This is a genomic window from Burkholderia pyrrocinia (assembly GCF_022809715.1).
GTDB classification, from domain to species: Bacteria; Pseudomonadota; Gammaproteobacteria; order Burkholderiales; family Burkholderiaceae; genus Burkholderia; species Burkholderia pyrrocinia_C.
Genome location: NZ_CP094460.1, coordinates 1,055,445 through 1,080,946 on the forward strand (window position 1 = coordinate 1,055,445; position 25,502 = coordinate 1,080,946).

The following is a 25,502-nucleotide window of genomic DNA, read 5'->3' on the forward strand; positions in this document are numbered from 1 at the left end:
CGTTCCGGCGGCGCGCTACGCTGGAAGCATCTCGTTCCCTGGACATCGTTCATGCTCAAGCTGCTGGTTCCGGTCGGTCACTCGCCCCGCTCGCTGCAGGCGGTTCGCCACGCGACATTCCTGTATCGCGAGCGGTGCGCGTCGGAGATCGTGCTGATCAACGTTCAGGCGCCGCTCGAATCGACGCGGCTCGAGGCCTATCATCCGCTGTCGCGGCTGCGCTCGATCGAGGAAAAGTTCGCGTCCGACGATCTGGCCATGGCGGAGCGGATTCTGCAGGACGCCGGCGTCAAGTACAGCGTCGTGAAGAAGGTCGGGCCAGTGGCCGATACGATCGCGGCCGTGGCAGCCGAGACCGGATGCGACGAGATCGTGGTCGTCGCGCCGAGGCACGACCCGCTTCATGCACTGATGTCGGTGTTTCGCCGCAGCGTGATGGGCCGGCTGGTGCGGATTTCGAATGTGCCGGTGACTGCGGTGCAATGACAGCGATGACGTGCGGCGACAGTCTCATGACAGGCCACAGGCTTGCACCGGCGACGGACCAATGAGCGGCGCAGTACGTGTGCGCGTTGCGCGCCGCACGTGTACTGCCCGTCACACAGCGCTTATTTGATGACCTTGCGCCAGAACACGAAATAGGCGGCCGCCGAAGACGCAACCAGCAGGATTGCCCACATCGGAGCGAGACTGATCAGCACGGAAGAGACGTTAAGCATTTGGATTCCTCACTATTTCGACAGCGATGTTCAACACGCGCCTGCTTGCCGGAACCGACGCATTCATCCGTCATCGCGTTCCGTCAAATCATGCATTCATGCTATCGCTTTGAGCGGCGGCACAACCGTCCCCTCCCGCCCGTACCCTGACATTCGTCAAACTCGCGCGAATCACGCGTCTGTCGTGCCGAAATCCGTCGCGCGATCGCCGCGCTGCGTGCCTATCCTCGTCTCCGGCCGCCAGCCTGAAAGCCCGTTCCTTTTGCACGCGAAACCACGAAAAACGTGACGGGATCACGCCGCCCCGCCACCGATTCAGCAGACGTTTACCGGGGGAACCACCAAGTGCTTCGTCGAACGTGTCCGCGTTACGCTTGAGCGACGAGGAGACGAACCATGAGACGAGCCGTACATATCGCTGTTTTCGCGCTGCTGGCGTATCTCATTGCCGATCGCGCGATCCTGCATGCGCAGGGCCGCGACGCCAGCCCGCTTGCATGCGAACAGGGCGCCGCGCAGGTGAAGGCCGACGCGCTCGGCCGCGGCTTCGGCGAGGCGGCCGCCGGCAGCCAGAGCGAGGCGTTCATGTCGGGTTGCCTGGTAACGGGGCGAGGCAATCGGGACGTCGCGATGGCGAACCGTTGACGCGAATCCGGTGACGTTCCGGGCTCGTTCGAGTCAATTCCCGCTGTTTGCCGTCATTTTCTCGATCGATGTCGCGACGGATGTCACGCTCCGGACGCCGTTCACGCTGAACGTCTGCTCGTGGCCCGTGTCGTCGCGAGGAAGACGCACCGACATCTGGGCCATCAGGCCATCCTTGCCGTAAGCGCCGAACCAGTCGACCAGCCTGCCGATGTAGCACGTGCCGCCCACATGAACCGGCATGTCGCCGACAATCTCGTACGCGTAGTGGCCGGGCCCATAGCTCATGTACTCGCTGCGATCGTCGCCTTGCACCGACGGCGGAACCGGACACAGCGGCGTATCGGAGCCGGCATCGCGCGCGGTGCTGTCGCTCACGTTGCGCAGCGCCTGTTCGATTTCCGATACAGTAGCTAGCCCGCTATCGGGCCATCGCGTCGAGACGCCGCTTCATCTACAACAACAGTCAATCAAAAGATGAGTCATCCCAACACCGATTTGATCCAGCGTTTTTACACGGCCTTCCAGCAGCGCGACATCGACGCGATGCTCGCCTGCTATGCCGACGACATCGTCTTCAGCGATCCCGCGTTCGGCGAGCTGCGCGGCGAGCTCGCGCGCGACATGTGGCGCATGCTGGTGGCGCGTGCGCAGGAATTTTCGTTGACGTTCGGCGAGGTCGACGCGGACGAACAGGCCGGGCGCGCGCAGTGGGTCGCGCACTACCGGTTCGGCGCGACCGGCCGCACGGTGGTCAACCGGATCGACGCGCGTTTCCGGTTCCGCGACGGGCTCATCGCCGAGCATCGCGACAGTTTCGACCTGTGGCGCTGGGCGCGTCAGGCGCTTGGGCTGAAGGGCGCCCTGCTCGGCTGGACGCCGTTCGTGCAACGCGCGATCCGCGCGCAGGCACGGAAGAATCTCGACGCGTATCGGGCAAAGCGGGGCTAGGACACGTGCCGCTACTGCGTCATCGTGGCGTTGGCGTGTACAGCTTCTTGCGTGCTTGTGCAGATATGTGCCGCACCTGAAACCCGAATCGAGCGCAAGGGCTTCTCTGGCTGGGGCATGTAGTCGTCCGGCGCGGCTTCGCACGGCCCGCCTCTGTTCCACATCACGAAAGCCAGCCCCGACAGGGCCAATCTACCGCCAGCGGACGCCCCCAACCGCAGCCGAGCAGCCCGCCGCAAATCGCCTCCCCTCCTGCCGACTACCGCAAGAACCACACGAAATACCTCGCCCGCAAAGGCTCCCAGCCCACCCTCCGGAGCACGCACGGAAACGCCGTCTCCCCCGCGCCGCCACGCTCCCCCGCATCTTGCCCGTCAACTCTTATATAAGACATAAGACATTTGACGTTACAGTTCATTGAGATTAGAATCCCGCTCAAAGCAGTGCCTGGAACAGCCCCGGAGTGCCGGAACGGCCTTCCCCTCAAACGCCATATCAGCAGGTCTCCCCATGCTTGAAAACTTTCGTGCTCACGTGGCCGCCCGCGCCGCGCTCGGTATTCCTCCCCTGCCGCTGACGGCTCAGCAAACCGCCGAACTGGTGGAACTGCTGACGAACCCGCCCGCAGGCGAAGAGCAGACGCTGCTCGAACTGATCACCTACCGCGTGCCGGCCGGCGTCGACGAAGCCGCCCGCGTGAAGGCCGGCTTCCTGGCCGCCGTGGCCAAGGGCGAGACCGCCTGCGCGCTGATCTCGCGCGAACGCGCCACCGAACTGCTCGGCACGATGCTGGGCGGCTACAACATCCAGCCGCTGATCGAACTGCTGTCCGACGACGCAGTCGCGGCCGTGGCCGCCGACGCGCTGAAGAAAACCCTGCTGATGTTCGACCAGTTCCATGACGTGAAGGAACTCGCCGACAAGGGCAACGCGCACGCGAAGGCCGTGCTGCAAAGCTGGGCCGACGCCGAATGGTTCACCAGCCGTCCGGAAGTGCCGCAAAGCCTGACCATCACCGTCTTCAAGGTAACGGGCGAAACCAACACCGACGACCTGTCGCCGGCGCCCGACGCCACCACCCGCCCGGACATCCCGATGCACGCGCTGGCGATGCTGAAGAACGCGCGCCCGGGCATCACGCCGGAAGAAGACGGCAAGCGCGGCCCGGTCAAGTTCATCGAGTCGCTGAAGGAAAAGGGTCACCTGGTCGCATACGTGGGCGACGTGGTCGGCACCGGCTCCTCGCGCAAGTCGGCCACCAACTCGGTGCTGTGGTTCACCGGCGAAGACATCCCGTTCGTTCCGAACAAGCGCTTCGGCGGCGTGTGCCTCGGCGGCAAGATCGCCCCGATCTTCTACAACACGATGGAAGATGCAGGCGCGCTGCCGATCGAACTCGACGTGTCGCAGATGGAAATGGGCGACGTGGTCGAACTGCGCCCGTATGACGGCAAGGCGCTGAAGAACGGCGAAGTGATCGCCGAATTCCAGGTCAAGTCCGACGTGCTGTTCGACGAAGTGCGCGCCGGCGGCCGCATTCCGCTGATCATCGGCCGCGGCCTGACCGCGAAGGCACGCGAAGCGCTGGGCCTCGCGCCGTCGACGCTGTTCCGCCTGCCGCACCAGCCGGCCGACAGCGGCAAGGGCTTCTCGCTCGCGCAGAAGATGGTCGGCCGTGCATGCGGTTTGCCGGAAGGTCAGGGTGTCCGCCCGGGCACGTACTGCGAACCGAAGATGACCTCGGTCGGCTCGCAGGACACCACGGGCCCGATGACCCGCGACGAACTGAAGGATCTCGCATGCCTCGGCTTCTCGGCCGATCTCGTGATGCAGTCGTTCTGCCACACCGCCGCTTATCCGAAGCCGGTCGACGTGAAGACGCACCAGACGCTGCCGAACTTCATCAGCACGCGCGGCGGTATCGCGCTGCGCCCGGGCGACGGCGTGATCCACTCGTGGCTGAACCGCATGCTGCTGCCCGACACCGTCGGCACCGGCGGCGATTCGCACACGCGCTTCCCGATCGGCATCAGCTTCCCGGCAGGCTCGGGTCTGGTGGCCTTCGCGGCCGCCACCGGCACGATGCCGCTGGACATGCCGGAATCGGTGCTGGTCCGCTTCAAGGGCAAGATGCAGCCGGGCGTCACGCTGCGCGACCTCGTCAACGCGATTCCGCTGTACGCGATCAAGCAAGGCATGCTGACGGTCGCCAAGCAAGGCAAGAAGAACATCTTCTCGGGCCGCATTCTCGAAATCGAAGGCCTGCCCGACCTGAAGGTCGAGCAAGCGTTCGAACTGTCGGATGCGTCCGCCGAGCGTTCGGCCGCCGGTTGCACGGTCCACCTGAACAAGGAACCGATCATCGAATACCTGAACAGCAACGTCACGCTGCTGAAGTGGATGATCGCGCAGGGCTACCAGGATCCGCGCAGCCTGCAGCGCCGTATCGCGGCAATGGAGCAGTGGCTGGCCGACCCGCAACTGCTGTCGCCGGATGCCGACGCCGACTACGCGGCCGTCATCGAGATCGATCTCGCCGATATCCATGAGCCGATCGTCGCCTGCCCGAACGACCCGGACGACGTGAAGACGCTGTCCGACGTCGCCGGCGCGAAGATCGACGAAGTGTTCATCGGCTCGTGCATGACCAACATCGGCCACTTCCGTGCGGCGTCGAAGCTGCTCGAAGGCAAGCGCGACATCCCGGTCAAGCTGTGGGTCGCCCCGCCGACCAAGATGGACCAGAAGCAACTGACGGAAGAAGGTCACTACGGCGTGTTCGGCACGGCCGGTGCGCGTACCGAAATGCCGGGCTGCTCGCTGTGCATGGGTAACCAGGCACAGGTGCGCGAAGGCGCGACGGTCATGTCGACGTCGACCCGCAACTTCCCGAACCGCCTGGGCAAGAACACGAACGTGTACCTCGGCTCGGCGGAACTGGCGGCAATCTGCTCGCGCCTGGGCAAGATCCCGACCAAGGACGAGTACATGGCCGACATGGGCGTGCTCAGCGCCAACGGCGACAAGATCTACAAGTACATGAACTTCGACCAGATCGAAGACTTCAAGGAAGTGGCCGACACCGTGCAGATGTAAGCACGCTGTCGGGCTGCGGCGGGTCTTTCCCGTCGCAGCGACACGCAATGGCGCCGCAGGCTGCATGCCCGCGGCGCCATTTTTTTATTCGGCTCCGGCGACGTTCACCCGGCATTGCCGCCCGGCTCGCGACAGATCACCAGCTCGTTGAAACCGGTATCCGCATCGGGTTCGCGAGAGAAACGATGCCCGGGAAGCAGCGCGAGCAGGATTTCGGCAGTCGTGCGCACCACGCAGCCGCTCGCCACATGGCCGCCCGACACGCGGCCGCCCGCATCGGAAACGGACATGTGCAGGTGCGCGCCGTCCGGCGATACCGAACCGGCCAGCGTCAGGATTTCGAGGTCGCCACGCAGTTCGGTCGGCAGGTCGGCGCCGGCAAAGCGCAACTGCGCGACGCTCAGGCTGCCGATGCCCTGGATCACGAATGCCGCGTGCGCACCGTGCGAACGCAACGCTTCCTCGATGGACGCGCGCAGATCGTCGCCGGGGGACAGACGCAGAGGATGGGCTTGCATGGTCGATAACCCGCTGGTGGATCGTGGTGTCGACAAAGAGTACGTTCGGCCCGTGAATCCGGCAAGTCACGCACGCTCGGCAAAACCGCCCTCGCGTCGCGGCAACGCGCAGGCACCACCCTCGGGCATCACCCGGTAAAACGCTCGCTCGCAAACTGCGCATCCGGCACGCCTGCCGCAACGGCCACGTCCCGCACACCCTGCACGAGCGGCGGCGGCCCGCACACGTAGATATCCGGCAGCGCACCGGCCTGTGCAAGCGCCGCACGCAACGCGTCGACCGGCGTGCCTCGCAACCCGGCCCACTCCCCGCCGGGCCGCCATACGCAGAGATCGACCTGCAACTGCGGCAGGTCGGCCTGCAATCGCGCAAGCTCGTCGAGCATGAACAGTTCGGTTTCCTGATTGACGCCGAAGAACAGCCGCGCATCGGCCATCTCCTGATACTCGGCCATGCGCCGCAGCATCGACAGGATCGGCGCGAGCCCCGTGCCGCCCGCGACGAACCAGCGCGGCCGCAGGCTGTCCGCGAACAGCCCGAAGCCGCCCATCGGAACGCGCACGGTCAGCGGATCGCCCGGCCGTGCGCGCTCGCGCAGATACGTCGAGAACCAGCCGTCCGGCCGCAGCCGGATCAGGAACTCGAGGCGGCCGTCCCAATTGCTCGTGTTCGCGAGCGAATACGGCCGGCGCAAGCCGCTGCCCGGCACCTCCAGCTCGGCGAACTGGCCGGGCTCGAACTCGACGGCCGAGCCGAACGCGTCGTCGGGTTCGACTTGCAACTCGACGCGCATCGTGTCGGCCGCGATCGTATCGAGCGTCGCGATCCGGGCGGTGCGCACGGGCACTGGCTGCAGCAGCACCTTGGTCCGGTCGTACGGCGCGGCGACCCGCAGATCGCCGCGCGGCGTGGTCCGGCACAGCAGGACCGCACCCTGCTGGCCGGCCGGCAGCACGCCTGCGCTGTCGGCCTGCATCTCGTACGCGCCGTCGACGACGGTCGCCTGGCACGCGCCGCAGCTTCCGCGCCGGCATTGCGACGGCAGCGTGATGCCGGCGTCCGCCGCTGCGGTGAGCAGATCCTGTTCGGCGTCGCATCCGAAGCCGAACTGCTCGCTGTCGCGCGTCGTGATCTCGATTCGATAGGTCATCGAACGATCCCGCTCAAGCGGCCTTGCGCGCCAGCGAAGCGGCAAGGTCCGCGCCGGCGTCGCCGATCGGCTGGATGCCGAATTGCTCGACCAGCACCGCGAGCACGCCTGGCGTGACGAACGCCGGCAGCGTCGGTCCGAGGCGGATGTTGCGCAGGCCGAGCGCGAGCAGCGTCAGCAGCACGGCCGCCGCCTTCTGCTCGAACCACGAGATCACGAGCGACAGCGGCAAATCGTTCACGCCGCAATCGAACGCATCGGCAAGCGCCGTCGCGATCCGGATCGCCGAATAGCTGTCGTTGCACTGCCCGACGTCGAGCAGGCGCGGAATGCCGCCGATATCGCCGAACGCATGCCGGTTGAACCGGTACTTGTTGCAGCCGAGCGTCATCACGACCGTATCGTCGGGCGCCTGCTCCGCGAACTCCGTGTAGTAGTTACGGCCCGGCGCCGCGCCGTCGCAGCCGCCGATCAGGAAGAAGTGGCGGATCTGTCCGGCCTTGACCGCGTCGATGACCTTGTCCGCGACGCCGAGCACCGCATGGCGGCCGAACCCGACCGTGATCGTCTGCTCCGGCGCCGTGGCCGGGAAACCGGGCAGCGCCTGCGCAGCGCGGATCAGCGTCGAGAAATCGTGATGTTCGAGATGGCGCACGCCCGGCCAGCCGACCGGCCCCGTCGTGAAGATCCGCTGCCGATATTGCGGCATCGGCTCGATGATGCAGTTGGACGTCATCAGGATCGGCCCGGGGAAATGCGCGAAGTCGCTCTGCTGGTCCTGCCACGCACCGCCATAGTTGCCGACGAGATGAGGAAATGCGTTGAGCGCCGGGTACGCGTGGGCCGGCAGCATTTCGCCGTGCGTGTACACGTGGATGCCCGTGCCGGCCGTCTGTTCGAGCAGCGCGTGCAGATCGCCGAGATCGTGGCCCGACACGAGGATCGCCTTGCCCGCCACCGGCGACACGCGCACGGCGGTCGGCTGCTGCGCGCCGAAACGGCCGGTATTCGCGCTGTCGAGCAGTTCCATCACCGTCAGGTTCAGCCGGCCGAGTTCGAGCGCCTGCGCGAGCAGCGCGTCGACGTCGTCGGGGTCGCGCGCGAGAAACGCGAGCGCCGCTTCGACGCCCTCGTAGATGTCGTCGCGCTCGTAGCCGAGCACCCGCGCATGATGCGCGTAGGCGCATACGCCCTTCAGCCCGTACAGGACCAGCGCACGCAGGCCGACGATATCCGCGCCCACCTTGTCGAGCCCCGCGTCGATGCCGACGGCGGCGGCCTGTTCCAGCAGGCCGGCGAGATCGCCCGCCGGCTGCCACATCGCGGGCCCGTGCAGCACGGGGATGACCGCTCCCATGGCCCGCGCCTTCGCTTCGCATGCGGCCTTCACGCGGTCGCGCGTCTGCGCCGCGTCACGCAGCAACGCGACGAAGCGCGCCGCATGGAAGTTCACGTTGGTCAGCGTCGTGAACATCGCGTACAGCACGAACCGGTCGGCGTCGCGATCGGGGGCGCCCAGTGCGCGCGCGACCGCGCCGTATTGCGCAATGCCCTTCACCGCATGGACCAGCAGGTCCTGCAGGTCGGCCGTCGTTGCATCCTTGCCGCAGTTGCCTTTCGCCGATGCGCAGCCGGGCCGCGCGCCGGTCCGGTCGGTCTGTTCGCATTGATAGCAAAACACGGTGCTCTCCTTTCTCGATCATGGGGGCGCGGGTCGGCGCGAACGGCGGCGGAACGCGGGTTCCTTGCCGCCGGGCATCCCGCCCGCCTCAAGATGCGTTTCTTATGCATCTTTTTCATGATGTTTCGGCACGCGTTTCGCCACCGTGATGCAGATCAAGAAACGGGACGCTCGCCGGTGAGGCAACTTGTCGCTGTCACTGCCCTCCGGCTTCGGTCGTGCGTTCGTTTTCGGTATCCGCGCATTCGATGCCCCAGTCGCCGTATCGATACCAGTCGTCGCCGAGCAGTTCGCTCGGGTGCTGCGTGCGGCTGGAACCGTTGCCGCAACGCATCGCGTGCGCCGCGCAGTAGTTGTCGCATCCCCAGCAGATCCTCTCCGGATGCACGGGGTGCAGCGGAAATTTCCTGGCCATCGCGCGTTGCCCTCCCGGTGTCGTTTCGTTCGCTACCGTTCGACTCTAGTGCACCGATGCACACCGGCAATGCGGCATTCTTTCGCAGTGGCGGCAGTGCATCGGCCAGGCACGCCGCGCAACGCAATTGGATCGCCTCAAACAAAAAAGCCCGGACATCGTCCGGGCATTCACACATCGTCCGTTACCGCCGGCCGCGCTTACGCTTCGAGCGCCTCCAGCACCTTCCCCTTCGTCTCGATCCCGACGAAGTGCACGGTCACCGCCGCGATCAGCGGCACGATGCCGATCAGGTAGAACGCGGGTGCAAGGTTCCCGCCGATGATCGCGTGCGGCACGACCATCGGCGCGACGAACGACGCGATCTTCAGCCACGCGCTGCCGAGCCCGCAGCCCGACGCGCGGATGCTCGTCGGATACTGTTCGGGCGTATAGACGTACGCGGTAATGAACCCCGACGCCATCAACCCGAGCGACAGCGAGCAGAAGACCGCGACGACATACACCGACGATGCGTGATAGATGCCCGCAAGCGCCAGCGATAGCGCGCACAGCACGAACGACCACACGATCACCGGCTTGCGGCCGAGCTTGTCGACGAGCAGCGCCGACGCCAGCGACCCGAGCACGCCCATCACCGAACCGATCACCGCGAGGTTCAGCGCGAGTTGCAGCGGCGCGTGATAGAAGTTCTTGTAGATCGTCGGCAGCCACGTCGACAGCCCGTACTGGATGAACCCGCAGGTCGCCCACAACGTCGCCACCGCGAGCGTGCGCTTGCGATACGCGGCGCTGAACAGGTCGCTCATCCTGCGCTTCGGATGCTGGCGCACCATCTCGTCGAACGCGGCCACGTGCGTGACGGGCGGCAGCGCGCCGCGCACCGACGCTTCGAACACGCCGACCGCGCGCCCGGCTTCCGCGAGCCGCCCGCGCGACGCGAGCCAGCGCGGCGATTCCGGCACGAGGCGCGTGAGCACGAGCGACAGGATCAGCGGCAGCCCGCCGACGAAGTACATGATTTCCCAGCCGAACCGCGGCACGAGCCACGCACCGAGCGCCATCGACACCAGCAGGCCGATCGGGAACACGATCTCGTACAGCAGCACGAAACGGCCGCGGCCATGCGCGCGCGTGATCTCGTTGATGTACGTCGCGGCGACCGGCAGCTCGCCGCCGAGCCCGAGCCCCTGCAGGATCCGCAGTAGCACGAACACCTCGAAGGTCGGCGCGAAGCCGCACGCGATGCTCGTGATGCCGATCACGGCCGAGCTCCACGCAATCGCCTTCACGCGGCCGTGCTTCTCGGCCAGCGCGGGAAACAGGAATGCGCCGATCAGCTGGCCGATTGCGCCGGACGCAATCAGCATGCCGATCTGCGTCGGCGACAGCCCCCATTTGTGAATCAGCAGCGGCAGCGTCGCCGCGATCGTGATCACGTCGAAGCCGTCGAAGAACGTCGCGGTGCCGATCAGCACGCGTGCGCGGATCTGCATCGCGTTGCCGGGAAGCCGCTCGAGCCGCGCGATGATCGCGCCGGGCGTGGAGGCGGCAGCTTCCATCGTGGCGCGACCGGCCACGACGTTGTCGAAAGTGCTCATGCGGGGTGTCTCCTGGTCTTTCGCCGGTCAGGCAAGCGCTTTAGTAGTGTCTGCCAGGGCTTCCGTATCCACTGCCCGGCCCTGGTTCATCCACTTGCGCGCGAGCTTCAGCTCACGTGCGTTGTTCACGGCGATGACACCTCTCACATGCCCGTCGCCAAGGAAAAACAGCGTCGCGCGACGCGCGGCGAGATCGCCGCGCACGACGAGCTGCGCATCGGCCGGCAGATCGCCGAGGATCTGCAGGTTCACGTCGTACTGATCGGACCAGAACCACGGAATCTCCGCGTACGGCGCGCGCACGCCGAGCACGGCCTTCGCGGCCGCGATCGCCTGGTTCTGCGCGTTGGCCCACGATTCGAGCCGCACGCGCCGCTTCAGCCAGCCGTTGTGATGATTCGCGACGTCGCCGCACGCGAAGATCGCCGGGTCGCTCGTCGCGCCGAATTCGTCGACGACGATGCCGTCGTCGACGGCCAGCCCCGCATCGCTCGCGAGCGACGCATTCAGCGCGAGGCCGATGCCGGCCACCGCGAAATCGGCGTCGATCGTCGTGCCGTCGGCGAGCGTCGCGCGCACCTTCGATGCATCGCCAGGCTGCGCATCGAGCGACGCGAGCGCCGCGCCGACACGCACGTCGACGCCGTTCGCGCGATGCAGGTCGAGCAGGAAATCCGACACGATCTGCGGCACCGAACGCCCGCACAGCCGCGGCGCGCCTTCGACCACGACCGCCTCGACGCCGAGCTTGCGCGCGGTGGCCGCGACTTCGAGGCCGATCCAGCCGCCGCCGATCACGAGCACGCGTTGGCTCGCGCGCAGCTTCTCGCCGAGCGCGGCCGCTTCGTCGAGCGTGCGCAGGTAGTGCAGGTTCGGCGTCCTCACGATTGCGTCCGGCAGGCGGCGCGACGTGCCGCCGGTCGCGATCACGAGCCGGTCGTATTCGATCTCGCGGCCGCTGGCGGTCGTCACCACGCGGCGCGCGCGGTCGATCGATGTGGCGCGTTCCGGCTGCCATGCTTCGATATCGAGCGCGTCGAATTCGTCCGGGCGCACGACGCGTACGGTTTCGATATCGGCGTCGCCGGCCAGCACGGCCTTCGACAACGGCGGACGCTCGTACGGCAGGTGCGGCTCGTCGGCGATCATCACGAGGCGGCCCGTGTAACCTTCCGCGCGCAACGTCTTCAGCACCCAACCGGCGGCCTGGCCGCCGCCGATCACGACGACCGTGCCGGGCGCGGGCTGCGCGGGCGTATTCGCTTCGGTCATGATTTGCGCTCCGTCATGAACTTGCCTTCCGGCGCCTTCGCGTTTTTCTGCCGGCGCGTGTTGCCGTCGAGGCCGCCGTCGACGGCCCATTCGGCGAACACGGTCGGGCCCGGCTCGAATTCGCGCGGCTGCCATTCGGGCGTCAGCACGTCCTCGTCCGCGTAGTACTCGATCAGCGCGCCGGCCGGATTCTGGAAGTACCAGAAGTACGCGGACGACACCGGGTGACGGCCCGGGCCGAGTTGCGTTTCCCAGCCGCAGCGGTCGATATGCATGCCGCCGCCGAACACTTCGTGGATGTCGCGCACCGTGAACGCGACGTGGTTCAGGCCACGCTTTCCGTTCGGCAATGCGAGCAGGAACAGGTCGTGGTGGCCGCCGTGCGGCGCGCAGCGCATGAACGCACCGCGGTCCGGGTAGCGATCGGACGTCTCGAAGCCGAGCAGTTCGTGATAGAACTTCACCTGTTCGTCGAGGCAGTTCGTGAAGAACACGACATGCCCGACCTCGACCGGCTCCGCGCGTGCATAGATCGGGCTCGGCTGGTCGACGCGCAGCGTCTGGCCCCACACGTTCGACGGCGAGCCGGTGATGTCGAGTTCGCGCTTGCGCGTGACTTCGACGCGGATCGCCATTCCGTTCGGGTCGATACAGCCGACCGCGTCGTCTTGCGCGTAGTAACCCGGTTGGCCGGCAAGCTTCGTGCGCAGCACGTCGAGTTCGCCCTGCGTCGCGACGCCCCACGTCACTTCGCGCAGCGTCGGGCCCGCTTCGAACGCGGGCGGCAGCGCCGGATCGTCGGCGTTGACGGCCAGCACGGTGCAGCCGTTCATCGTCTCGAAGCGCGCGTGCGTGTCGTCGTGCGCGACTTCCTTCAGCCCCCAGTCGGCGAAAAAGCGCCGGCAGGTCGCCAGATCGTCGACGCCGTACGTGATCTGCTCGATTCCCAAAATGCTCATTGCGTCATTCCCCTTCGCTCAGTTCGCCCACGGCAGCGGCGCGTCGTTCAAACCCCAGTAGAGGCTCTTCTGCTGCATGTACTCGCGGATGCCGAGGCGCCCCTTCTCGCGCCCCATCCCGCTCTCCTTCCAGCCGGAGAACGGCGTGGAGATCGAAAACAGCTTGTACGTATTGATCCAGACGGTGCCCGTTTCGAGCGCGCGCGCGATGCGCCACGCACGCTTGTAGTCGCGCGTCCAGATGCCGGCGGCAAGGCCGAACACGCTGTCGTTCGCCTGCGCGATCAGCGACGCTTCGTCGTCGAACGGCATCGCGACGAGCACAGGCCCGAAGATTTCCTCCTGGCAGATGCGCGCGCTGTTCGGCAAGCCTTCGAGTATCGTCGGCTGGTAGAAGAAGCCGTGCTCGCGCCCGTCGCCCGACGGCCGCTCGCCGCCGCACAGCAGGCGGCCGCCTTCTTCCAGGCCGAGCGCGACGTAGCGCTCCACCGATTCGCGGTGCTTCGCGGTGATCAGCGGCCCCATCTGCGTATCGGGCCGCGTCGGGTCGCCCACGCGCAGCTTGCGGGCGCCCGCAACCAGGCGCTTCATGAATTCGTCGTACACCGCGCGCTGCACGAACAGCCGCGAACCCGCGATGCACGCTTCGCCCGACGAGCTGAAAATGCCGTACAGCACGCCGTTGACCGCATGATCGAGATCGGCGTCGTCGCACACGATCGTCGGCGACTTGCCGCCGAGTTCGAGCGACACGGGCATCAGCTTCTCGGCCGCGATGCGCGCGATGCCGCGGCCCACTTCGGTGCCGCCCGTGAACGACACCTTCTTCACCAGCGGATGGCGCACGAGCACGTCGCCGATCACCGAGCCCTTGCCCGGCAGCACGCTCAGCACGCCCTTCGGCACGCCGGCTTCCTCGCAGATGCGCGCGAGCGCGAGCGACACGAGCGGCGTGACTTCGGCCGGCTTGAGCACCACCGCGTTGCCGCCGGCAAGTGCCGGCGCGAGCTTCTGCGCGTCGGATGCGATCGGCGAGTTCCATGGTGTGATCGCGGCGATCACGCCGATCGGCTCGTACACGCTCATCGTCAGGTAGTCGCCGCGCGACGGCGTCAGTTCTTCGTCGAGCGTTTCGAGGCAGGCCGCGAAATAGCGGAACGTGTTCGCGGCGCTGGCCACCAGCACGCGCGTCTCGCCGATCGGCTTGCCGTTGTCGCGGCGCTGCAGGTTCGCGAGCGCCTCGTGGCGCTGCATGATCAGATCCGCGATGCGGTACAGCACCTGCGCGCGCTGGTGTGGCTTCAGCCCGACCCAGTCGGCGCGGCGCCATGCGGCATCGGCGGCTTCGACGGCTTCTGCCGCGTCTTCCGCGTTAGCCGTCGACACTTCCATGTTCACCGACTGGTCGGCAGGATAGATGCTGGCGTAAGGCGCGCCACGGCCGCGCCGCCACTCGCCGCCGATCAGGATGTTGCCGTCGGGTACCAGGCTCGTATCGAAAGGTGTCATGTCACAAGTCCCACAAATCTGTCTCTGCGCACCCGCCCTCGCCGTGGCGCGGGCAGACGTTCAATAGTCCGAATCTCTCGAAGCGCCGCTCAGATCACGCAGCGGGCCGCGCGGTTGCGCAGCGCGCGAATCGCGCTGAACGCCGTCAGCGCGGACGTCTTCGGGTTGTCGGGCAGCGGCTTGCCGCTCATCTCCAGCGACATCTCGCCGAATGCGCCGCGCGCGGTGAAGCGGTGCACGTTGCGCGCGACGGCCGGATCGGCGATCAGGCGCACGCGCGTCGCATCGAGGCCGAGGCCCGCGAGTGCGACGGTCGCCGCGACGTTCGCGTTCTTCGGATACAGCCGCGCGGCGTCGCGCGCGGTGCCTTCGAAGATCACCTTCTCTTCGGCCATCGTGCGCAGGTCGCACAGTTCCTCGGCCGGCGTGCCGAGCCAGCCGAGCGGCGGCTTGCGGCCGACGTACAGCACTTCGTCGAGACCGCCCTGCTTCGCGGATGCCAGCGCGTCGATGCCGCCGATCGCGCCCGACAGCAGCGTCAGCGTCGCGTCGCCTTCGTCGGCAGCCTGCGACAGCACGTCGAGCAGCGCGAGATCGGACAGCGCGCCGATCGATGCGACCGCGCAGTCGGTGCCGGCCTTCAAGAGCGGCACGACGTGATCGACGAGCGCACTGTGGCCTGCGCATTCGAGCGCGAACTCGGGGCGGCGGGCCAGTGCGTCGACCGACGACACGACCTCCACCGCGCCGCCCAGCACGCCCTGCACCGCGGCGCGCTGGTGGTCGGGCACGATCACGTGCGCGATGCGCAGCGCCGCATCGTGCTCGACCGCGTGGTACACGGCCGCGCCGATCGCGCCGAAGCCGATCATCGCGACGTCGACGGGTGCGTGCGTGTTACGCATACTGGCGCTCCGTGGGCGCTTCCTTCTTCACCGGCGGGCCCGCGAACTGCGACGCAAACGAGCCGACCGACAGCATGTCGACTTCGACCATCACCGGCCCTTCCTTCGCCATCCCGTCGCGCACGATCGCTTCGGCCTGGTCGAGCGACGTGATTCGGTAGTGCGTGAGGCCGAAGCTCGCGCAGAACTGCGCGAAATCTGGCTGGTGCAACTGCACGAAGCAGCGGCGGCCGCCGTAGTGCGCATCCTGGATGTTGCGAATCACGCCGTAGCACTGGTCGTTCATCAACACGATCATCACGTTCGCGTTCTCCTGCACGGCCGTCACCAGCTCGCCGACGTTGACCATCAGGCCGCCGTCGCCGACGAGGCAGACCGTCTTCGCGGCGGCGCCCGCCAGCGCCGCGCCGATGCCCATCTGAATGCCCTGGCCGATGCCGCCGCCGAGCGCATGCACGCCGGCGCGCGGTTCGAAGATCTTCAGCAGGCGGTTTCCCCATGTGCTGTTCGAGATCGTCACGTCGCGCACCCAGTTGTAGTCGCGGCCGACCGCGCCTTGCAGCGTATCGACGAGCTGCTTGTACGGCCCGAGGCCCTTCGCCACATCGGCGACCGCCTGCTCGCGGGCCGCCGCGAGATCGGATGCGAACTGCGGATCGACCGACAGGCGGCCTTCGAGGCGATCGGCCAGCTCGGCCAGCACGCGCTTCGAATCGCCGTGCACGAACAGCTCGTTGCGGTAGCCGCGGTTGTCCGCGAGCGCATCGGCATCGATGCGGAACAGCGGCTGCGGCAGCGCGAGCTTGTACTTCAGCGTCTCGTTGCCGCGCAGGCGCGAGCCGACCACGACGAGTGCGTCGCAGGTCTTGTAGAACGCTTCGACGGACGCATGCACGTTGAACGCGCCGAGCGTCGCCGGATGATCCTCGGGCAGCACGCCGCGGCCCTGCACACTCGTCACGACGCCGAAACCGAGCTTCACGAGGCGTTCGACTTCGTCGCGGGCGTGGCGCGCGCCGCCGCCGAGCCACAGCAGCGGGCGGCGCTTGGCCGCGAGTGCATCGGCGAGCTTCGCAACGCGTGCGGCGTCATGCTCGCTCACCGCGACGTGCGCCGGCGCGAGGTCTTCCGGCCATTCGATTTCGGCGGCCTGGATATCGATCGGAATCTCGACCGACACGGGGCCCGTCGGCGCGGTCTGCGCGATGCGCACGGCTTCGCGGATCGTCGGCAGCACGGTCTCGACCGTGCGCACGCGGAACGCGGCCTTCGAGATCGCGTCCAGCATCGTCAGCTGATCGGGCGCCTCGTGGATGTACGCGAGATCCTGGTCGAGGTACGGCGTCTCGATCTGCCCCGTGATGTGCAGCATCGCGGTACCGGCCGTCAGCGCCTCGACCATCGCGCCGGCCGCGTTGCCCGCCGCCGTGCCGGTGCTCGTGAATGCGACGCCGAGGCCGCCCGACACGCGGGCCAGGCCGTCGGCCATGTTCACCGCGCCCGCTTCGCCGCGCGCGCCGACATAGCGGATGTTGCCGCGCGAGTTGATCGCGTCGAGGATCGGCATGTTGTGGATCGAGATGACACCGAATGCGGTTTTCACGCCGCACTGCTCGAGAAAGGCGGCAATCAGCTCGCCAACCGTGGTTTTTTTAGACATGGCGTGCAAAGCCTCCAGAAACGTCGATATGGCTGCCCGCCGTGTAGGACGACAGATGCGTTGCGAGATAAAAAAGTGCCCAGGCGGCCTCGTCGGGCTTGCCGAAGCGATTCAGCGGAATGTTCTTCTTGCGCGCGAGCGCACCCGTCCAGTCTTCCCAGCTTTCGCCGGCTTGCGCCTGCGCTTCGAAGCGGCGGCGCCACTGGCCCGACTCGACGATGCCGATCAGGATCGAGTTCACGCGGATGCGCTGCGGCGCCAGTTCGGTCGCGAGCGACTTCACGAGGCTCAGCACGCCCGCCCGCGCCGACGACGTCGCGACCATGTGCGGCTCGGGCTGCAGCGCGAGCAGCGAGTTCACGCAGGTGATCGTCGGTGCCTGCGCATCGCGCAGCAGCGGCAGGAACGCGCGCGTCGGGCGGATGATGCTGAAGTACTTCAGTTCGAGCTCTTCGCGCCACGCGTCGTCGGTCGTATCGGCGAAGGTCGACACGCGGCCCTGGCCCGCGTTGTTCACCAGCATGTCGGCACGGCCGAAGCGTGCGGACACCGCTTGCGCGAACGCAGCCACGTCGGCTTCGTCGAGCACGTTGCAGCGCTCGGCGAGCAGTTGTGCGCCCGGATATTTTTCGCCGAGCATCGCCGCGGCGCGTGCGAGTCGGTCGCTGTCACGGCCGCAAATCGCGACCGACGCACCGGCCTGCAGGAACCGTTCGGCCGTCGCGAGGCCGATGCCGGACGAACCGCCCGTCACCACCGCAACCTGCCCGGTCAGATCGATCTGAATCATCGGAGTCCTAATGCCTTCATAAACGTGTGCTCGTCATCCGAGCGGTAATTGAGCCGCCGCGACAGTTCCGCCGCCGCGCGCTGTACCTTGTCGATCAACCCGTCCGCGATCAGCGCCGCGTCGATCTCCGGCCGCGGCACCGTCACCGTGATGCACGCGACGATCTTCTGCGTCTCGTTGCGCACCGGCGCCGTGACCACCGAGATGCCGCGCTCGAACGACGAATTGCTGACGCCGTAGCCGCGCAGCGCATCCTCGCGGATCACTTCGTACAACGCATCGACCGTCTCCGGCGTCGCGCTCGTCATCCGGTTCAGCGTGCCTTCCGGATACAGCGAGCGCAGCTCCTTCAGCGACAGGTCGCCCATCAGCACGTGGCCGTGAGTCGTCGCATAGGCGGGCAAGCGGGTGCCGACGTTCACGCGGATCGAGCTGAACACCGGCGACTGGCTCTGCGCCTTCGCGACGAACACGACATCGCGGCCGTCGCGGATCACGATGTGCGTCGTGAAGCCGGTCGCGTCCCGCAGGCTCTCGATCACCGGCAGGCCGAGATCGGTCAGCTCCAGCGAGCTCAGGTATTCGAAGCCGAGCCGCAGCACGGCGATGCCGAGCTTGTAGTTGCGATCCTTGTCCGCACGCTCGAGGAAGCCGAGCGATTCGAGCGTCTGCAGCAGACGGAACACCGTCGTGCGCGGAATGCCGAGCCGCTTCGACAACTCCGGCGCGCCGAGCACGGGCTCGCGCGGCGAGAATTCGGCGAGAATCCGCAGCCCGCGTTCGAGGCCCGGCACCACGTAGCTGGCTTCGGCCTTCCCGTTTTCGGGTTCTTGTTGCAGCGGTTCGCTCATACCAGCCCCCACTGCGTATCGCACTGACGGCAGAACGTGTCGATCAGTGCGGAATAAACGGCCGGCGCTTCCACGTACCCGGCATGACCGGCTTGCGGAATCACCTGCAGCCCGACGTGCGCGGCCGCGGCGATCCGCTCGCATGCGGCGGGCGGCGTGATCGCGTCGTTCGCGCCGACGGCCACGGCCGTGCGGCCGCGAAAACCGGCGAGATCGGCCGCGAGATCGGCGTTCGCGAGCAGATGCGTGGCCTGCGCATAGCCGGCCGGCACGATGCGCGCCATGTTCCAGCGCACCCACGCACGCGCATCCTCGCTCGCGAAACCGGACAGCATGTTGCCGCTGCGCTGCTCGGCGAGCCCGGCCGGGCCGAGTTCCGCGAGCATCGCGAGCCGCGCGTCGCGGCGCGATTCGCGCGTTTCGGCGGGGGCGCTGCCGTAGCCACCGGCAGGCGACACCAGCAGCAGGCCGGCGATCCGCGCGGGCATCACGCGGGCGAGACCGCCCGCGACGATCGCGCCGAGCGAATGCCCGACCAGCACGCAGCGTTCGATGCCGAGTGCCTCGAGCCACGCGTTCAGCGACGCCGCGTAATCGGCGGCGGCCGGCGACGCGCCGTGCACGGGCGTCGACGCGCCATAACCGGGCGCATCCCACGCGAGCACGCGCCGCGATGCGCCGAGCGTGTCGAGCTGGCGCACCCACGATGCGGCACCCGAGCCGATCCCGTGCAGCAGCACGACGGGCAGCGCGCGGCCCGCATGCTGCGCGCCGGCCTCGCGATAGCCGATCGTGCCCGCCGCGCCGGCCGCGCAGCGCTGCTCGGGAAACTGCCCGAGCAGCGCTGCGAATGCCGCGGTGCGGTCGCGTTCACGTTTGTCGATGACACTCATTGCTTCACCGGCTCCGTCTCAACGCTTGATCTTCGCGAGCGGCGAATCGGGCGGATACGTCGGCGTGATGGGCTTCGGCGAACCGAGCATCACGCACATCAGCGCGTCTTCCTCGCCGATGTTGATTTCCGTGCGATACACGCCGGGCGGCACCGAGATCAGGTCGCGCTCGCCGAGGATCGCTTCCCACGTCTCGCCGTCGCGTTCGCAGATCACCTTCATCTTGCCGCGCAGCACGAAGAAGATTTCTTCCACGTCGATGTGGATGTGGCTCGGGCCGATGTTGCCGGCCGGGATCACCATCGTCGAGAACGTGAAGTTGCCGGCCGGCACCGTGTTGACGTCCTTCGCGACGCCCGTGCCGCCGGTGCCGACATAGCGCATCTGCGCACGGCGGTACTTCGGGTCGTAGTCGGCCTGGAACTTCAGTGCGTCCCAGTCGTAGCGCCGCGTCGCATAGCGCGCCACGCGCCCTTCCATCCAGTCGTTGAAGCTTGCGCCTTCCGGCTGGTCCCACGACTTGCGTTCGAGATCGGCGTCCGCCATCGTCCTCTCCTTCATTCAGAGTGAAAACATCAATTCATTACGAAGCCGCCGTTCACCGGCAGCAGTTGGCCCGTCACGAAGCGCGCGCCGTCCGACAGCAGGAACAGCACGGGGCCCGTCACGTCGTCGGGCACCTGCGCGCGCGTCAGCGCGCGGCCCTGCATGTAGAACGCGTGACGCTCGGCCGGCACGTAGGCGGTCGCCTCGACTTCGGTCAGCCCCGGCGCGATCGCGTTGACCGTCACGCCGTGCGCGCCGAATTCGCGCGCCTGCGCATGCGTCATCGCGATCACCGCGCCCTTGCTCGCGACGTACGCGAGCAGCTTCGGCGCGCCCCACAGCGCGGTGTCCGATGCGAGGTTCACGATCGCGCCGCGGCCCGACTTCGCGAGGTGCGGCAGCGCCGCATTGCTGACGAGCCACACGCCGCGCACGTTCACGTTCATCACGGCGTCCCATGTCGCGACGTCGAGCTCCGTCGACAGCTTGCCGCCCGAGTTCGTGATCGCCGCGTTGTTGATCAGCGCGTCGATGCCGCCGAGCGCCGCCGCGCCCTGCGCGACGAATGCGTCGACGCTCGCCGGGTCGGCCAGGTCGAGCGCGAAGAAATGCGCAACGTGGCCGGCTTCCGACAGTTGCGCGGCAAGCGCACGGCCTTCGTCGGCCAGCACGTCGCCGAACGCGACCTGCGCGCCCGCGGCGACGAGCGCCTTCACGAACGCCGCGCCGAGGCCGCGCGCGCCGCCCGTGACGAGCACGCGGCGCCGCGCGAGCGACACGACCGGTGCGAGCTCAGCCATTCGCGGGCTCCGAAGCGGCTTGCGCCGCGCGATGCGCGTCGAGCGCGGACAGGTGTTCCTGCGCACGCTGGCGCAGCATCCGGCGCACGCGCGTGATGCCGACGTCGTGCTGGTACAGGTATTCGTGATCGCGGGCCTGCGGCGCGAGGCTTTCGAGGACGTAGCGGTCCTGCTCGAGCACGTCCCAGTGCAGCCCTTCAAGGCGGTTGCGGTACATGAAGCGCCACACGTCGCGCTGCCAGCCGCTGACCTTGCGCGTGCGCCAGAAGTAGACCTGGCAGTTGTCGCCGTCGACCGGCGTCGCGAAGCCGATGATCCCGAAGTTGCCGCCCGGGCCGAACTTCTGCTTGTACGGAATCGCGAGGCGCATCCACAGGCAGCCGGTTTCGCCGAGCTCGACCCAGTCGAAGTTCACGTCGCGCTGGCCGATTTTCTCGAACATCAGGCCAGTTTCCGTCTTGCGCACGCGCATGTCGGCCTGCTTGTCGCCTTCGGCCATCGAGTGCGACGTCGCATGCAGGTACGCGCCGTGCATCGGGTCCATCACGTTGTCGATCGCGTACTGGTAATTGCACTTCCAGTTCGACACGCACAGGAAGTGGCCGTACTCGTCGGCGACCAGTTCCTCGGGCAGGTTCAGCGGCGCCGGCTCGCCGTGCGCTTCGTCGCCGAACCACAGGAAGATCGCGCCGGCCTTCTCTTCGACCGGATAGGACTTCACGCACTTCATGCCTTCGAGCGGACAGTTCGACACGGCCGGCACACGATTGACCGTGCCGCCGCCGTCGACTTCGATGCCGTGATACCAGCAGGCAATGCTGCCGCCGAGGTTCCAGCCGAGCGACAGACGCGCGCCGCGGTGCGGGCAGCGATCTTCCAGTGCGTGAACCTTGCCCTCGTGATCGCGCCACAGCACGATCTGCTCGGACAGGCGCGTGAGGCCGACGGGCGCGTTCGACACCTGCCAGCTCGGCGCGACGGGATACCAGTAGTTCTTGATGCCGCGGTCGAGATAGTCACGGACCGGGTCGTGTTGGGATGCGTGTTGTGCGGGGGACGTCATCAGTGTGCTCCGGATGCGGTTGTCGTCGGGTCGGCGGATCGCGCGCTCGGCGCGGTCATTCCGCGAGCGCGGCCATTTCGGCGCGGAAGCGCTCCGGTGTCCACGGCGTGCCGTCCGGTGCGCGGAAGCCGATGCGGTTCAGGCCCGCGACGACGTCGTCCAGCTCGGTCGCGCCGGCTTCGAACACGCGTTCGAGCGCATCGCCGAGGTCGTTCTCGTACTGGGTCGGCTCGGCCTTGCGGTTCTGCCAGATCCGGTTCTCGACCTGACCGGGGATCTCGATCTGCCCCTTGCCGGCGACGTTGTTCGGCTGCGGCGCCACCCACGGCTTCAGGAAGGGATTGAAGTTGACGGTCGCTTCTTTCATGTCATTCCACCTTGATCTGGATTTCCTCGCCGGCCAGGCGCACCGCGTACTGCTTCAGCGCGCGTCCGCCCGGACCCTTCAGGCATTCGCCCGTCCTGATGTCGAACACGGCCTCGTGCAGCGGGCATTCGACCGTGCCTTCGTCGACGAACCCCTGCGTCAGCAGCGCGTACGCATGCGGGCACACGTTCTCGAGCGCATACACGTCGTCGCCGACGCGATAGATCCCGATTTCGACGCCGTCGGTCCGCTTGAACTCGATCGGCGTGTCTTCCGACAGCGCGCCGGCGTGCCCGGCGCAAATCCATTGTTCAGACATCTCACACCCTTCCTTCTGATCGACTCTCGGTTTGCTTCTTGTTTGTTCCATATTAGGAACATCAGTTTATGGATGGTGATTATAGGAGCGACTTTCCACGAGTAAAACAAAAAGCTGCACGCCCTAGGGAAAACACTGACCGTTGGGTCGGCGATCGTCGCCGCCTACCCTATCAAATGTGATTTTTTGTTTTGCGGCGGGGAGTTATGCCCTTTTTGAAAGCTCCACGCATCGCTGCGGCGCAGCGCTTTCGATCCCATCCGTCCCGAAAAATTTATTTTTGATCACGCGCTTGACGCCCCTATACTCCATTCCATCAGAGGCACATCGTTCCTTATATGGAACACACGAAATGCCCATCCGGCGGTGGAACACGCGTGACGGCCGGCCGTCTCCGCGTATGCCGCCACGGCACGTTTTCATCAGGTTGGAGAGTCAGGAGATCAAATGGTCAAGCATGCGGTAGCAGCAGCAGTCATCGGGATGGGCGCCGCGTCGGGCGCGTGGGCGCAGAGCAGCGTGGTGCTGTACGGCAGCCTGGATGCGGGCGTCGCGTACGTGAACAACGTCGGCGGCCATGCGAAGTGGGCGATGATCCAGGGCAACACGCAGCCCGATCGGTGGGGCCTGAAAGGCAAGGAAGACCTCGGCGACGGCCTGTCGGCGATCTTCCAGCTCGAAAACGGCTTCTATACGAACAACGGCCAGTTCGCGACCGCGAACACGATCTGGAACCGCGCGGCGTTCGTCGGCCTGAGTTCGGACCGCTACGGCACGCTGACGCTCGGCCGCCAGACGCCGCTGTCGTTCGACTATCTCGATCCGCTCAGCACGGCCTACCTGGCGCTGAGCTGGTACGCGTTCCACCCCGGCAACATCGACGGGCTCGCCGCGACCGGCAACGTGCCGTACAACAATTCTGTGAAGTACCGCTCGCCGACCTATGCGGGCTTCTCGGCCGCGGCGACGCTGGCGCTCGGCAACACGACGAACTTCTCGACCGGCAAGTCGGTCGGCGTCGCGCTGAACTATGCGAACGGGCCGTTCAAGGCGTCGGCCGTCTACTCGAACGAACACGACCGCTCGATCCTGATCGGCCAGACGGGTATCGCGTCATTCCAGGGGCAGAACACCGCGAACGGCTACATAGCGAACAAGGTCGAGAACATCGGCGCGGGCGCGTCGTACCAGTTCGGCGACTTCCTCGTGCACGGCCTCTACACGCGCACGAAGATGCAGTCGAACGGCTTTTCGGATACGTTCCAGAGCTATGACGCGGGCGTGAACTACCGCAGCAGCGCGTTCAACACGATCGCGGGCGGCGCGGCGACCACGACGCTGGCCGGCCGCCGCTGGACGCAGGTCGAGCTCGGCGACATCTACGCGCTGTCGAAGCGCACGCAGCTCTATGCGAACGTGTTGTACGAGCACGGGTCGGGCGGCGCGAAAGCCGCGTTCTTCACGGCCGGCGTGTCGAGCACCGCGAACCAGGTGATCGTGCTCACCGGGATCCACCACTCGTTCTGAGCGGTTTCGCGCGTTCGGCGCCTGAAACGACAAGAGCGGCCCGCGGGCCGCTCTTGCTTTTTGCGATGCCGGGCGCGTCGCGAGTCAGAACATCGCGACCTTGTGGCGCGCGTGCGCAAACGTCGGGTCGCTTTCGAGCGGACGATAGTTCAGGCGCTGCGACAGGTCGACCGCCGCACCGCATACGGCTTCGACGAGCCGCTCCTTCTCGCCGGCCTCGCCGATCTCCGAACGCGGCACCGTCGCGGTGATCGCCGCGACGATCGAACCCGAATGATCGCGCACGGGCGCGGTCACGGCCGAGATGCCGCTTTCGAACGCCGCCTCGCTGACCGCATAGCCGAGCCGCGCGTACTGCCGCACGCGTTCGTACAGTTCGTCGACGGTGCCCGGCGTGCGCTCGGTGAACTGCTCGAGCCGCTTTTCCGGATAGAGCTGGCGCAGCGCGTCGCGCGTCAGGTCGCCCATCAGCACGTGGCCGTGCACGGTCGCATGCGCGGGCAGGCGCGTACCGACGTGCACCTTCACCGAACCGAACATCGACGCATTGCTCTGCGCCTTCGCGACGAACACGACGTCGCGCTGGTCGCGGATCAGCAGGTGCGTCGAGAAGCCGGTGGAATCGCGCAGCCGTTCGAGCACCGGCGCGCCGAGATCGGTCAGCTCGAGCGAGTTCAGGTATTCGAAGCCGAGCCGCAGCACGCCGACGCCGAGCCGGAAATGGCGGTCGCCGTTCACGCGTTCGAGAAACCCGAGCGCCTCGAGCGTCTGCAGCAGGCGGAACGTGGTCGTGCGCGGAATGCCGATGCGCTTCGACAGCTCGGGCGCGCCGAGCACGGGCTCGCGCGCCGAGAATTCGGCGAGAATCCGCAGTCCGCGCTCGAGCCCCGGCACCAGATAGGACGAAGCGCCGCCGGACGATTCGTCATCGCCGGCAGCGGCAGGATCGGGGGCGTCGCTCATCGTTGTCTTGACCATGTGGACATGGACGGAAGGAAATCGGTCACGAAACAGGCCATGGATCGTCGTGGATATTCAGTCATGCTACTCCAGCGCGCGCGCAGGTTCGCACCCGCGCGCTGCGCCGCGACGCAGCATGCGCATCCGCGACCCCATGCAGAGTCATTCACGGTCGAGAGGATAGCAGCGATGGACAGCGCGACGCCATGCGGAAATCGCCGAACGGCGGGAAGACCGCCGCCCGGCCGTTGCCCGTCTCGGGTGGCTGAAAGACGACAAACGGCGCGGCATCCGACGCCGCGTC

25 protein-coding genes are annotated in these 25,502 nt (G+C 66.9%); 5 read left to right on the plus strand and 20 right to left on the minus strand.

Annotated elements, in window-relative coordinates:
* Window positions 1–51: 51 nt before the first annotated feature.
* Entirely contained in the window at window positions 52–486 is a 435-nt protein-coding gene (locus tag MRS60_RS21495; protein ID WP_034180351.1) for a universal stress protein, read from the plus strand.
* 629 nt (window positions 487–1,115) lie between these two features.
* Window positions 1,116–1,364, plus strand: coding sequence for a hypothetical protein (locus MRS60_RS21500; RefSeq protein WP_034180352.1), 249 nt, complete (start codon window positions 1,116–1,118; stop codon window positions 1,362–1,364).
* Between the two features lie 33 nt (window positions 1,365–1,397).
* Here the strand turns inward: MRS60_RS21500 and MRS60_RS21505 are convergent, their stop codons facing one another.
* Window positions 1,398–1,742, minus strand: coding sequence for a hypothetical protein (locus MRS60_RS21505; protein ID WP_034180353.1), 345 nt, complete (start codon window positions 1,740–1,742; stop codon window positions 1,398–1,400).
* Window positions 1,743–1,841: 99 nt separating this feature from the next.
* Here MRS60_RS21505 and MRS60_RS21510 point away from each other — a divergent pair, with 99 nt between their 5' ends.
* Together MRS60_RS21510 and acnB are read left to right on the plus strand one after the other, a co-directional pair.
* Window positions 1,842–2,315: a nuclear transport factor 2 family protein gene (locus MRS60_RS21510; protein WP_243566636.1), complete on the plus strand. Its 474-nt coding sequence runs from the start codon at window positions 1,842–1,844 to the stop codon at window positions 2,313–2,315.
* Between the two features lie 510 nt (window positions 2,316–2,825).
* Window positions 2,826–5,411 carry a bifunctional aconitate hydratase 2/2-methylisocitrate dehydratase gene (gene acnB, locus MRS60_RS21515; protein ID WP_243566637.1) on the plus strand — a complete coding sequence of 862 codons (2,586 nt, stop codon included), beginning with the start codon at window positions 2,826–2,828 and terminating at the stop codon, window positions 5,409–5,411.
* Window positions 5,412–5,515: 104 nt separating this feature from the next.
* Here acnB and MRS60_RS21520 read toward each other — a convergent pair whose 3' ends face one another.
* The 18 genes from MRS60_RS21520 to MRS60_RS21605 form a co-directional block, all read right to left on the minus strand.
* Window positions 5,516–5,929: a PPC domain-containing DNA-binding protein gene (locus MRS60_RS21520; RefSeq protein ID WP_243566638.1), complete on the minus strand. Its 414-nt coding sequence runs from the start codon at window positions 5,927–5,929 to the stop codon at window positions 5,516–5,518.
* 128 nt (window positions 5,930–6,057) lie between these two features.
* Window positions 6,058–7,080 carry an FAD-binding oxidoreductase gene (locus MRS60_RS21525; protein WP_243566639.1) on the minus strand — a complete coding sequence of 341 codons (1,023 nt, stop codon included), beginning with the start codon at window positions 7,078–7,080 and terminating at the stop codon, window positions 6,058–6,060.
* 13 nt (window positions 7,081–7,093) lie between these two features.
* Window positions 7,094–8,761 carry a hydroxylamine reductase gene (gene hcp / locus MRS60_RS21530; RefSeq protein ID WP_034180358.1) on the minus strand — a complete coding sequence of 556 codons (1,668 nt, stop codon included), beginning with the start codon at window positions 8,759–8,761 and terminating at the stop codon, window positions 7,094–7,096.
* 196 nt (window positions 8,762–8,957) lie between these two features.
* Entirely contained in the window at window positions 8,958–9,176 is a 219-nt protein-coding gene (locus MRS60_RS21535; protein WP_034180359.1) for a DUF3079 domain-containing protein, read from the minus strand.
* 200 nt (window positions 9,177–9,376) lie between these two features.
* On the minus strand, window positions 9,377–10,777 hold the full coding sequence (locus MRS60_RS21540; RefSeq protein WP_243566640.1) for an MFS transporter: 1,401 nt from the start codon (window positions 10,775–10,777) through the stop codon (window positions 9,377–9,379).
* A gap of 27 nt (window positions 10,778–10,804) precedes the next feature.
* Window positions 10,805–12,049, minus strand: coding sequence for an NAD(P)/FAD-dependent oxidoreductase (locus tag MRS60_RS21545; protein ID WP_217587731.1), 1,245 nt, complete (start codon window positions 12,047–12,049; stop codon window positions 10,805–10,807).
* Entirely contained in the window at window positions 12,046–13,008 is a 963-nt protein-coding gene (locus MRS60_RS21550; protein WP_131949455.1) for a VOC family protein, read from the minus strand. Before MRS60_RS21550 ends, MRS60_RS21545 begins: the two co-directional genes overlap by 4 nt.
* Before the next feature lie 18 nt (window positions 13,009–13,026).
* Entirely contained in the window at window positions 13,027–14,517 is a 1,491-nt protein-coding gene (locus tag MRS60_RS21555) for an aldehyde dehydrogenase (RefSeq protein ID WP_131949454.1), read from the minus strand.
* Window positions 14,518–14,606: 89 nt separating this feature from the next.
* Window positions 14,607–15,422, minus strand: a complete 816-nt coding sequence (locus MRS60_RS21560; protein ID WP_034180364.1) for an aspartate dehydrogenase — start codon at window positions 15,420–15,422, stop codon at window positions 14,607–14,609.
* On the minus strand, window positions 15,415–17,082 hold the full coding sequence (locus MRS60_RS21565) for a thiamine pyrophosphate-binding protein (RefSeq protein WP_131949453.1): 1,668 nt from the start codon (window positions 17,080–17,082) through the stop codon (window positions 15,415–15,417). The genes MRS60_RS21560 and MRS60_RS21565 overlap by 8 nt, the downstream gene beginning before the upstream one ends.
* On the minus strand, window positions 17,075–17,872 hold the full coding sequence (locus tag MRS60_RS21570) for an SDR family oxidoreductase (RefSeq protein ID WP_243566641.1): 798 nt from the start codon (window positions 17,870–17,872) through the stop codon (window positions 17,075–17,077). The genes MRS60_RS21565 and MRS60_RS21570 overlap by 8 nt, the downstream gene beginning before the upstream one ends.
* Complete coding sequence (locus MRS60_RS21575; protein WP_131949451.1) at window positions 17,869–18,723, minus strand: IclR family transcriptional regulator; 855 nt, start codon at window positions 18,721–18,723, stop codon at window positions 17,869–17,871. Before MRS60_RS21575 ends, MRS60_RS21570 begins: the two co-directional genes overlap by 4 nt.
* Complete coding sequence (locus MRS60_RS21580; RefSeq protein WP_175747500.1) at window positions 18,720–19,616, minus strand: alpha/beta fold hydrolase; 897 nt, start codon at window positions 19,614–19,616, stop codon at window positions 18,720–18,722. The genes MRS60_RS21575 and MRS60_RS21580 overlap by 4 nt, the downstream gene beginning before the upstream one ends.
* Before the next feature lie 18 nt (window positions 19,617–19,634).
* Entirely contained in the window at window positions 19,635–20,162 is a 528-nt protein-coding gene (locus tag MRS60_RS21585; RefSeq protein ID WP_034180369.1) for a cupin domain-containing protein, read from the minus strand.
* Window positions 20,163–20,191: 29 nt separating this feature from the next.
* On the minus strand, window positions 20,192–20,962 hold the full coding sequence (locus MRS60_RS21590; protein ID WP_217587734.1) for an SDR family oxidoreductase: 771 nt from the start codon (window positions 20,960–20,962) through the stop codon (window positions 20,192–20,194).
* On the minus strand, window positions 20,955–22,025 hold the full coding sequence (locus MRS60_RS21595) for an aromatic ring-hydroxylating oxygenase subunit alpha (RefSeq protein WP_034180371.1): 1,071 nt from the start codon (window positions 22,023–22,025) through the stop codon (window positions 20,955–20,957). The genes MRS60_RS21590 and MRS60_RS21595 overlap by 8 nt, the downstream gene beginning before the upstream one ends.
* Before the next feature lie 55 nt (window positions 22,026–22,080).
* Window positions 22,081–22,392: a recombinase-like helix-turn-helix domain-containing protein gene (locus MRS60_RS21600; protein WP_034180372.1), complete on the minus strand. Its 312-nt coding sequence runs from the start codon at window positions 22,390–22,392 to the stop codon at window positions 22,081–22,083.
* A gap of 1 nt (window position 22,393) precedes the next feature.
* On the minus strand, window positions 22,394–22,711 hold the full coding sequence (locus tag MRS60_RS21605) for a non-heme iron oxygenase ferredoxin subunit (protein ID WP_027789384.1): 318 nt from the start codon (window positions 22,709–22,711) through the stop codon (window positions 22,394–22,396).
* Window positions 22,712–23,158: 447 nt separating this feature from the next.
* Between MRS60_RS21605 and MRS60_RS21610 the strand changes: the two genes are divergently transcribed.
* On the plus strand, window positions 23,159–24,238 hold the full coding sequence (locus tag MRS60_RS21610) for a porin (protein ID WP_131949447.1): 1,080 nt from the start codon (window positions 23,159–23,161) through the stop codon (window positions 24,236–24,238).
* 84 nt (window positions 24,239–24,322) lie between these two features.
* Here the strand turns inward: MRS60_RS21610 and MRS60_RS21615 are convergent, their stop codons facing one another.
* Window positions 24,323–25,216, minus strand: a complete 894-nt coding sequence (locus tag MRS60_RS21615) for an IclR family transcriptional regulator (RefSeq protein WP_034180374.1) — start codon at window positions 25,214–25,216, stop codon at window positions 24,323–24,325.
* Window positions 25,217–25,502 lie beyond the last annotated feature (286 nt).

Coding starts and splice junctions, on each gene's coding strand:
- MRS60_RS21595 (WP_034180371.1), bottom strand. CDS start 22,025: ATGACGTCCCCCGCACAACACGCATCCCAACACGACCCGGTCCGTGAC.
- MRS60_RS21580 (WP_175747500.1), bottom strand. CDS start 19,616: ATGAGTGTCATCGACAAACGTGAACGCGACCGCACCGCGGCATTCGCA.
- MRS60_RS21615 (WP_034180374.1), bottom strand. CDS start 25,216: ATGGTCAAGACAACGATGAGCGACGCCCCCGATCCTGCCGCTGCCGGC.
- MRS60_RS21540 (WP_243566640.1), bottom strand. CDS start 10,777: ATGAGCACTTTCGACAACGTCGTGGCCGGTCGCGCCACGATGGAAGCT.
- MRS60_RS21570 (WP_243566641.1), bottom strand. CDS start 17,872: ATGATTCAGATCGATCTGACCGGGCAGGTTGCGGTGGTGACGGGCGGT.
- MRS60_RS21590 (WP_217587734.1), bottom strand. CDS start 20,962: ATGGCTGAGCTCGCACCGGTCGTGTCGCTCGCGCGGCGCCGCGTGCTC.
- MRS60_RS21500 (WP_034180352.1), top strand. CDS start 1,116: ATGAGACGAGCCGTACATATCGCTGTTTTCGCGCTGCTGGCGTATCTC.
- MRS60_RS21575 (WP_131949451.1), bottom strand. CDS start 18,723: ATGAGCGAACCGCTGCAACAAGAACCCGAAAACGGGAAGGCCGAAGCC.
- MRS60_RS21520 (WP_243566638.1), bottom strand. CDS start 5,929: ATGCAAGCCCATCCTCTGCGTCTGTCCCCCGGCGACGATCTGCGCGCG.
- MRS60_RS21610 (WP_131949447.1), top strand. CDS start 23,159: ATGGTCAAGCATGCGGTAGCAGCAGCAGTCATCGGGATGGGCGCCGCG.
- acnB (WP_243566637.1), top strand. CDS start 2,826: ATGCTTGAAAACTTTCGTGCTCACGTGGCCGCCCGCGCCGCGCTCGGT.
- MRS60_RS21585 (WP_034180369.1), bottom strand. CDS start 20,162: ATGGCGGACGCCGATCTCGAACGCAAGTCGTGGGACCAGCCGGAAGGC.
- MRS60_RS21550 (WP_131949455.1), bottom strand. CDS start 13,008: ATGAGCATTTTGGGAATCGAGCAGATCACGTACGGCGTCGACGATCTG.
- MRS60_RS21560 (WP_034180364.1), bottom strand. CDS start 15,422: ATGCGTAACACGCACGCACCCGTCGACGTCGCGATGATCGGCTTCGGC.
- MRS60_RS21555 (WP_131949454.1), bottom strand. CDS start 14,517: ATGACACCTTTCGATACGAGCCTGGTACCCGACGGCAACATCCTGATC.
- MRS60_RS21600 (WP_034180372.1), bottom strand. CDS start 22,392: ATGAAAGAAGCGACCGTCAACTTCAATCCCTTCCTGAAGCCGTGGGTG.
- MRS60_RS21535 (WP_034180359.1), bottom strand. CDS start 9,176: ATGGCCAGGAAATTTCCGCTGCACCCCGTGCATCCGGAGAGGATCTGC.
- MRS60_RS21510 (WP_243566636.1), top strand. CDS start 1,842: ATGAGTCATCCCAACACCGATTTGATCCAGCGTTTTTACACGGCCTTC.
- MRS60_RS21545 (WP_217587731.1), bottom strand. CDS start 12,049: ATGACCGAAGCGAATACGCCCGCGCAGCCCGCGCCCGGCACGGTCGTC.
- MRS60_RS21565 (WP_131949453.1), bottom strand. CDS start 17,082: ATGTCTAAAAAAACCACGGTTGGCGAGCTGATTGCCGCCTTTCTCGAG.
- MRS60_RS21525 (WP_243566639.1), bottom strand. CDS start 7,080: ATGACCTATCGAATCGAGATCACGACGCGCGACAGCGAGCAGTTCGGC.
- MRS60_RS21495 (WP_034180351.1), top strand. CDS start 52: ATGCTCAAGCTGCTGGTTCCGGTCGGTCACTCGCCCCGCTCGCTGCAG.
- MRS60_RS21605 (WP_027789384.1), bottom strand. CDS start 22,711: ATGTCTGAACAATGGATTTGCGCCGGGCACGCCGGCGCGCTGTCGGAA.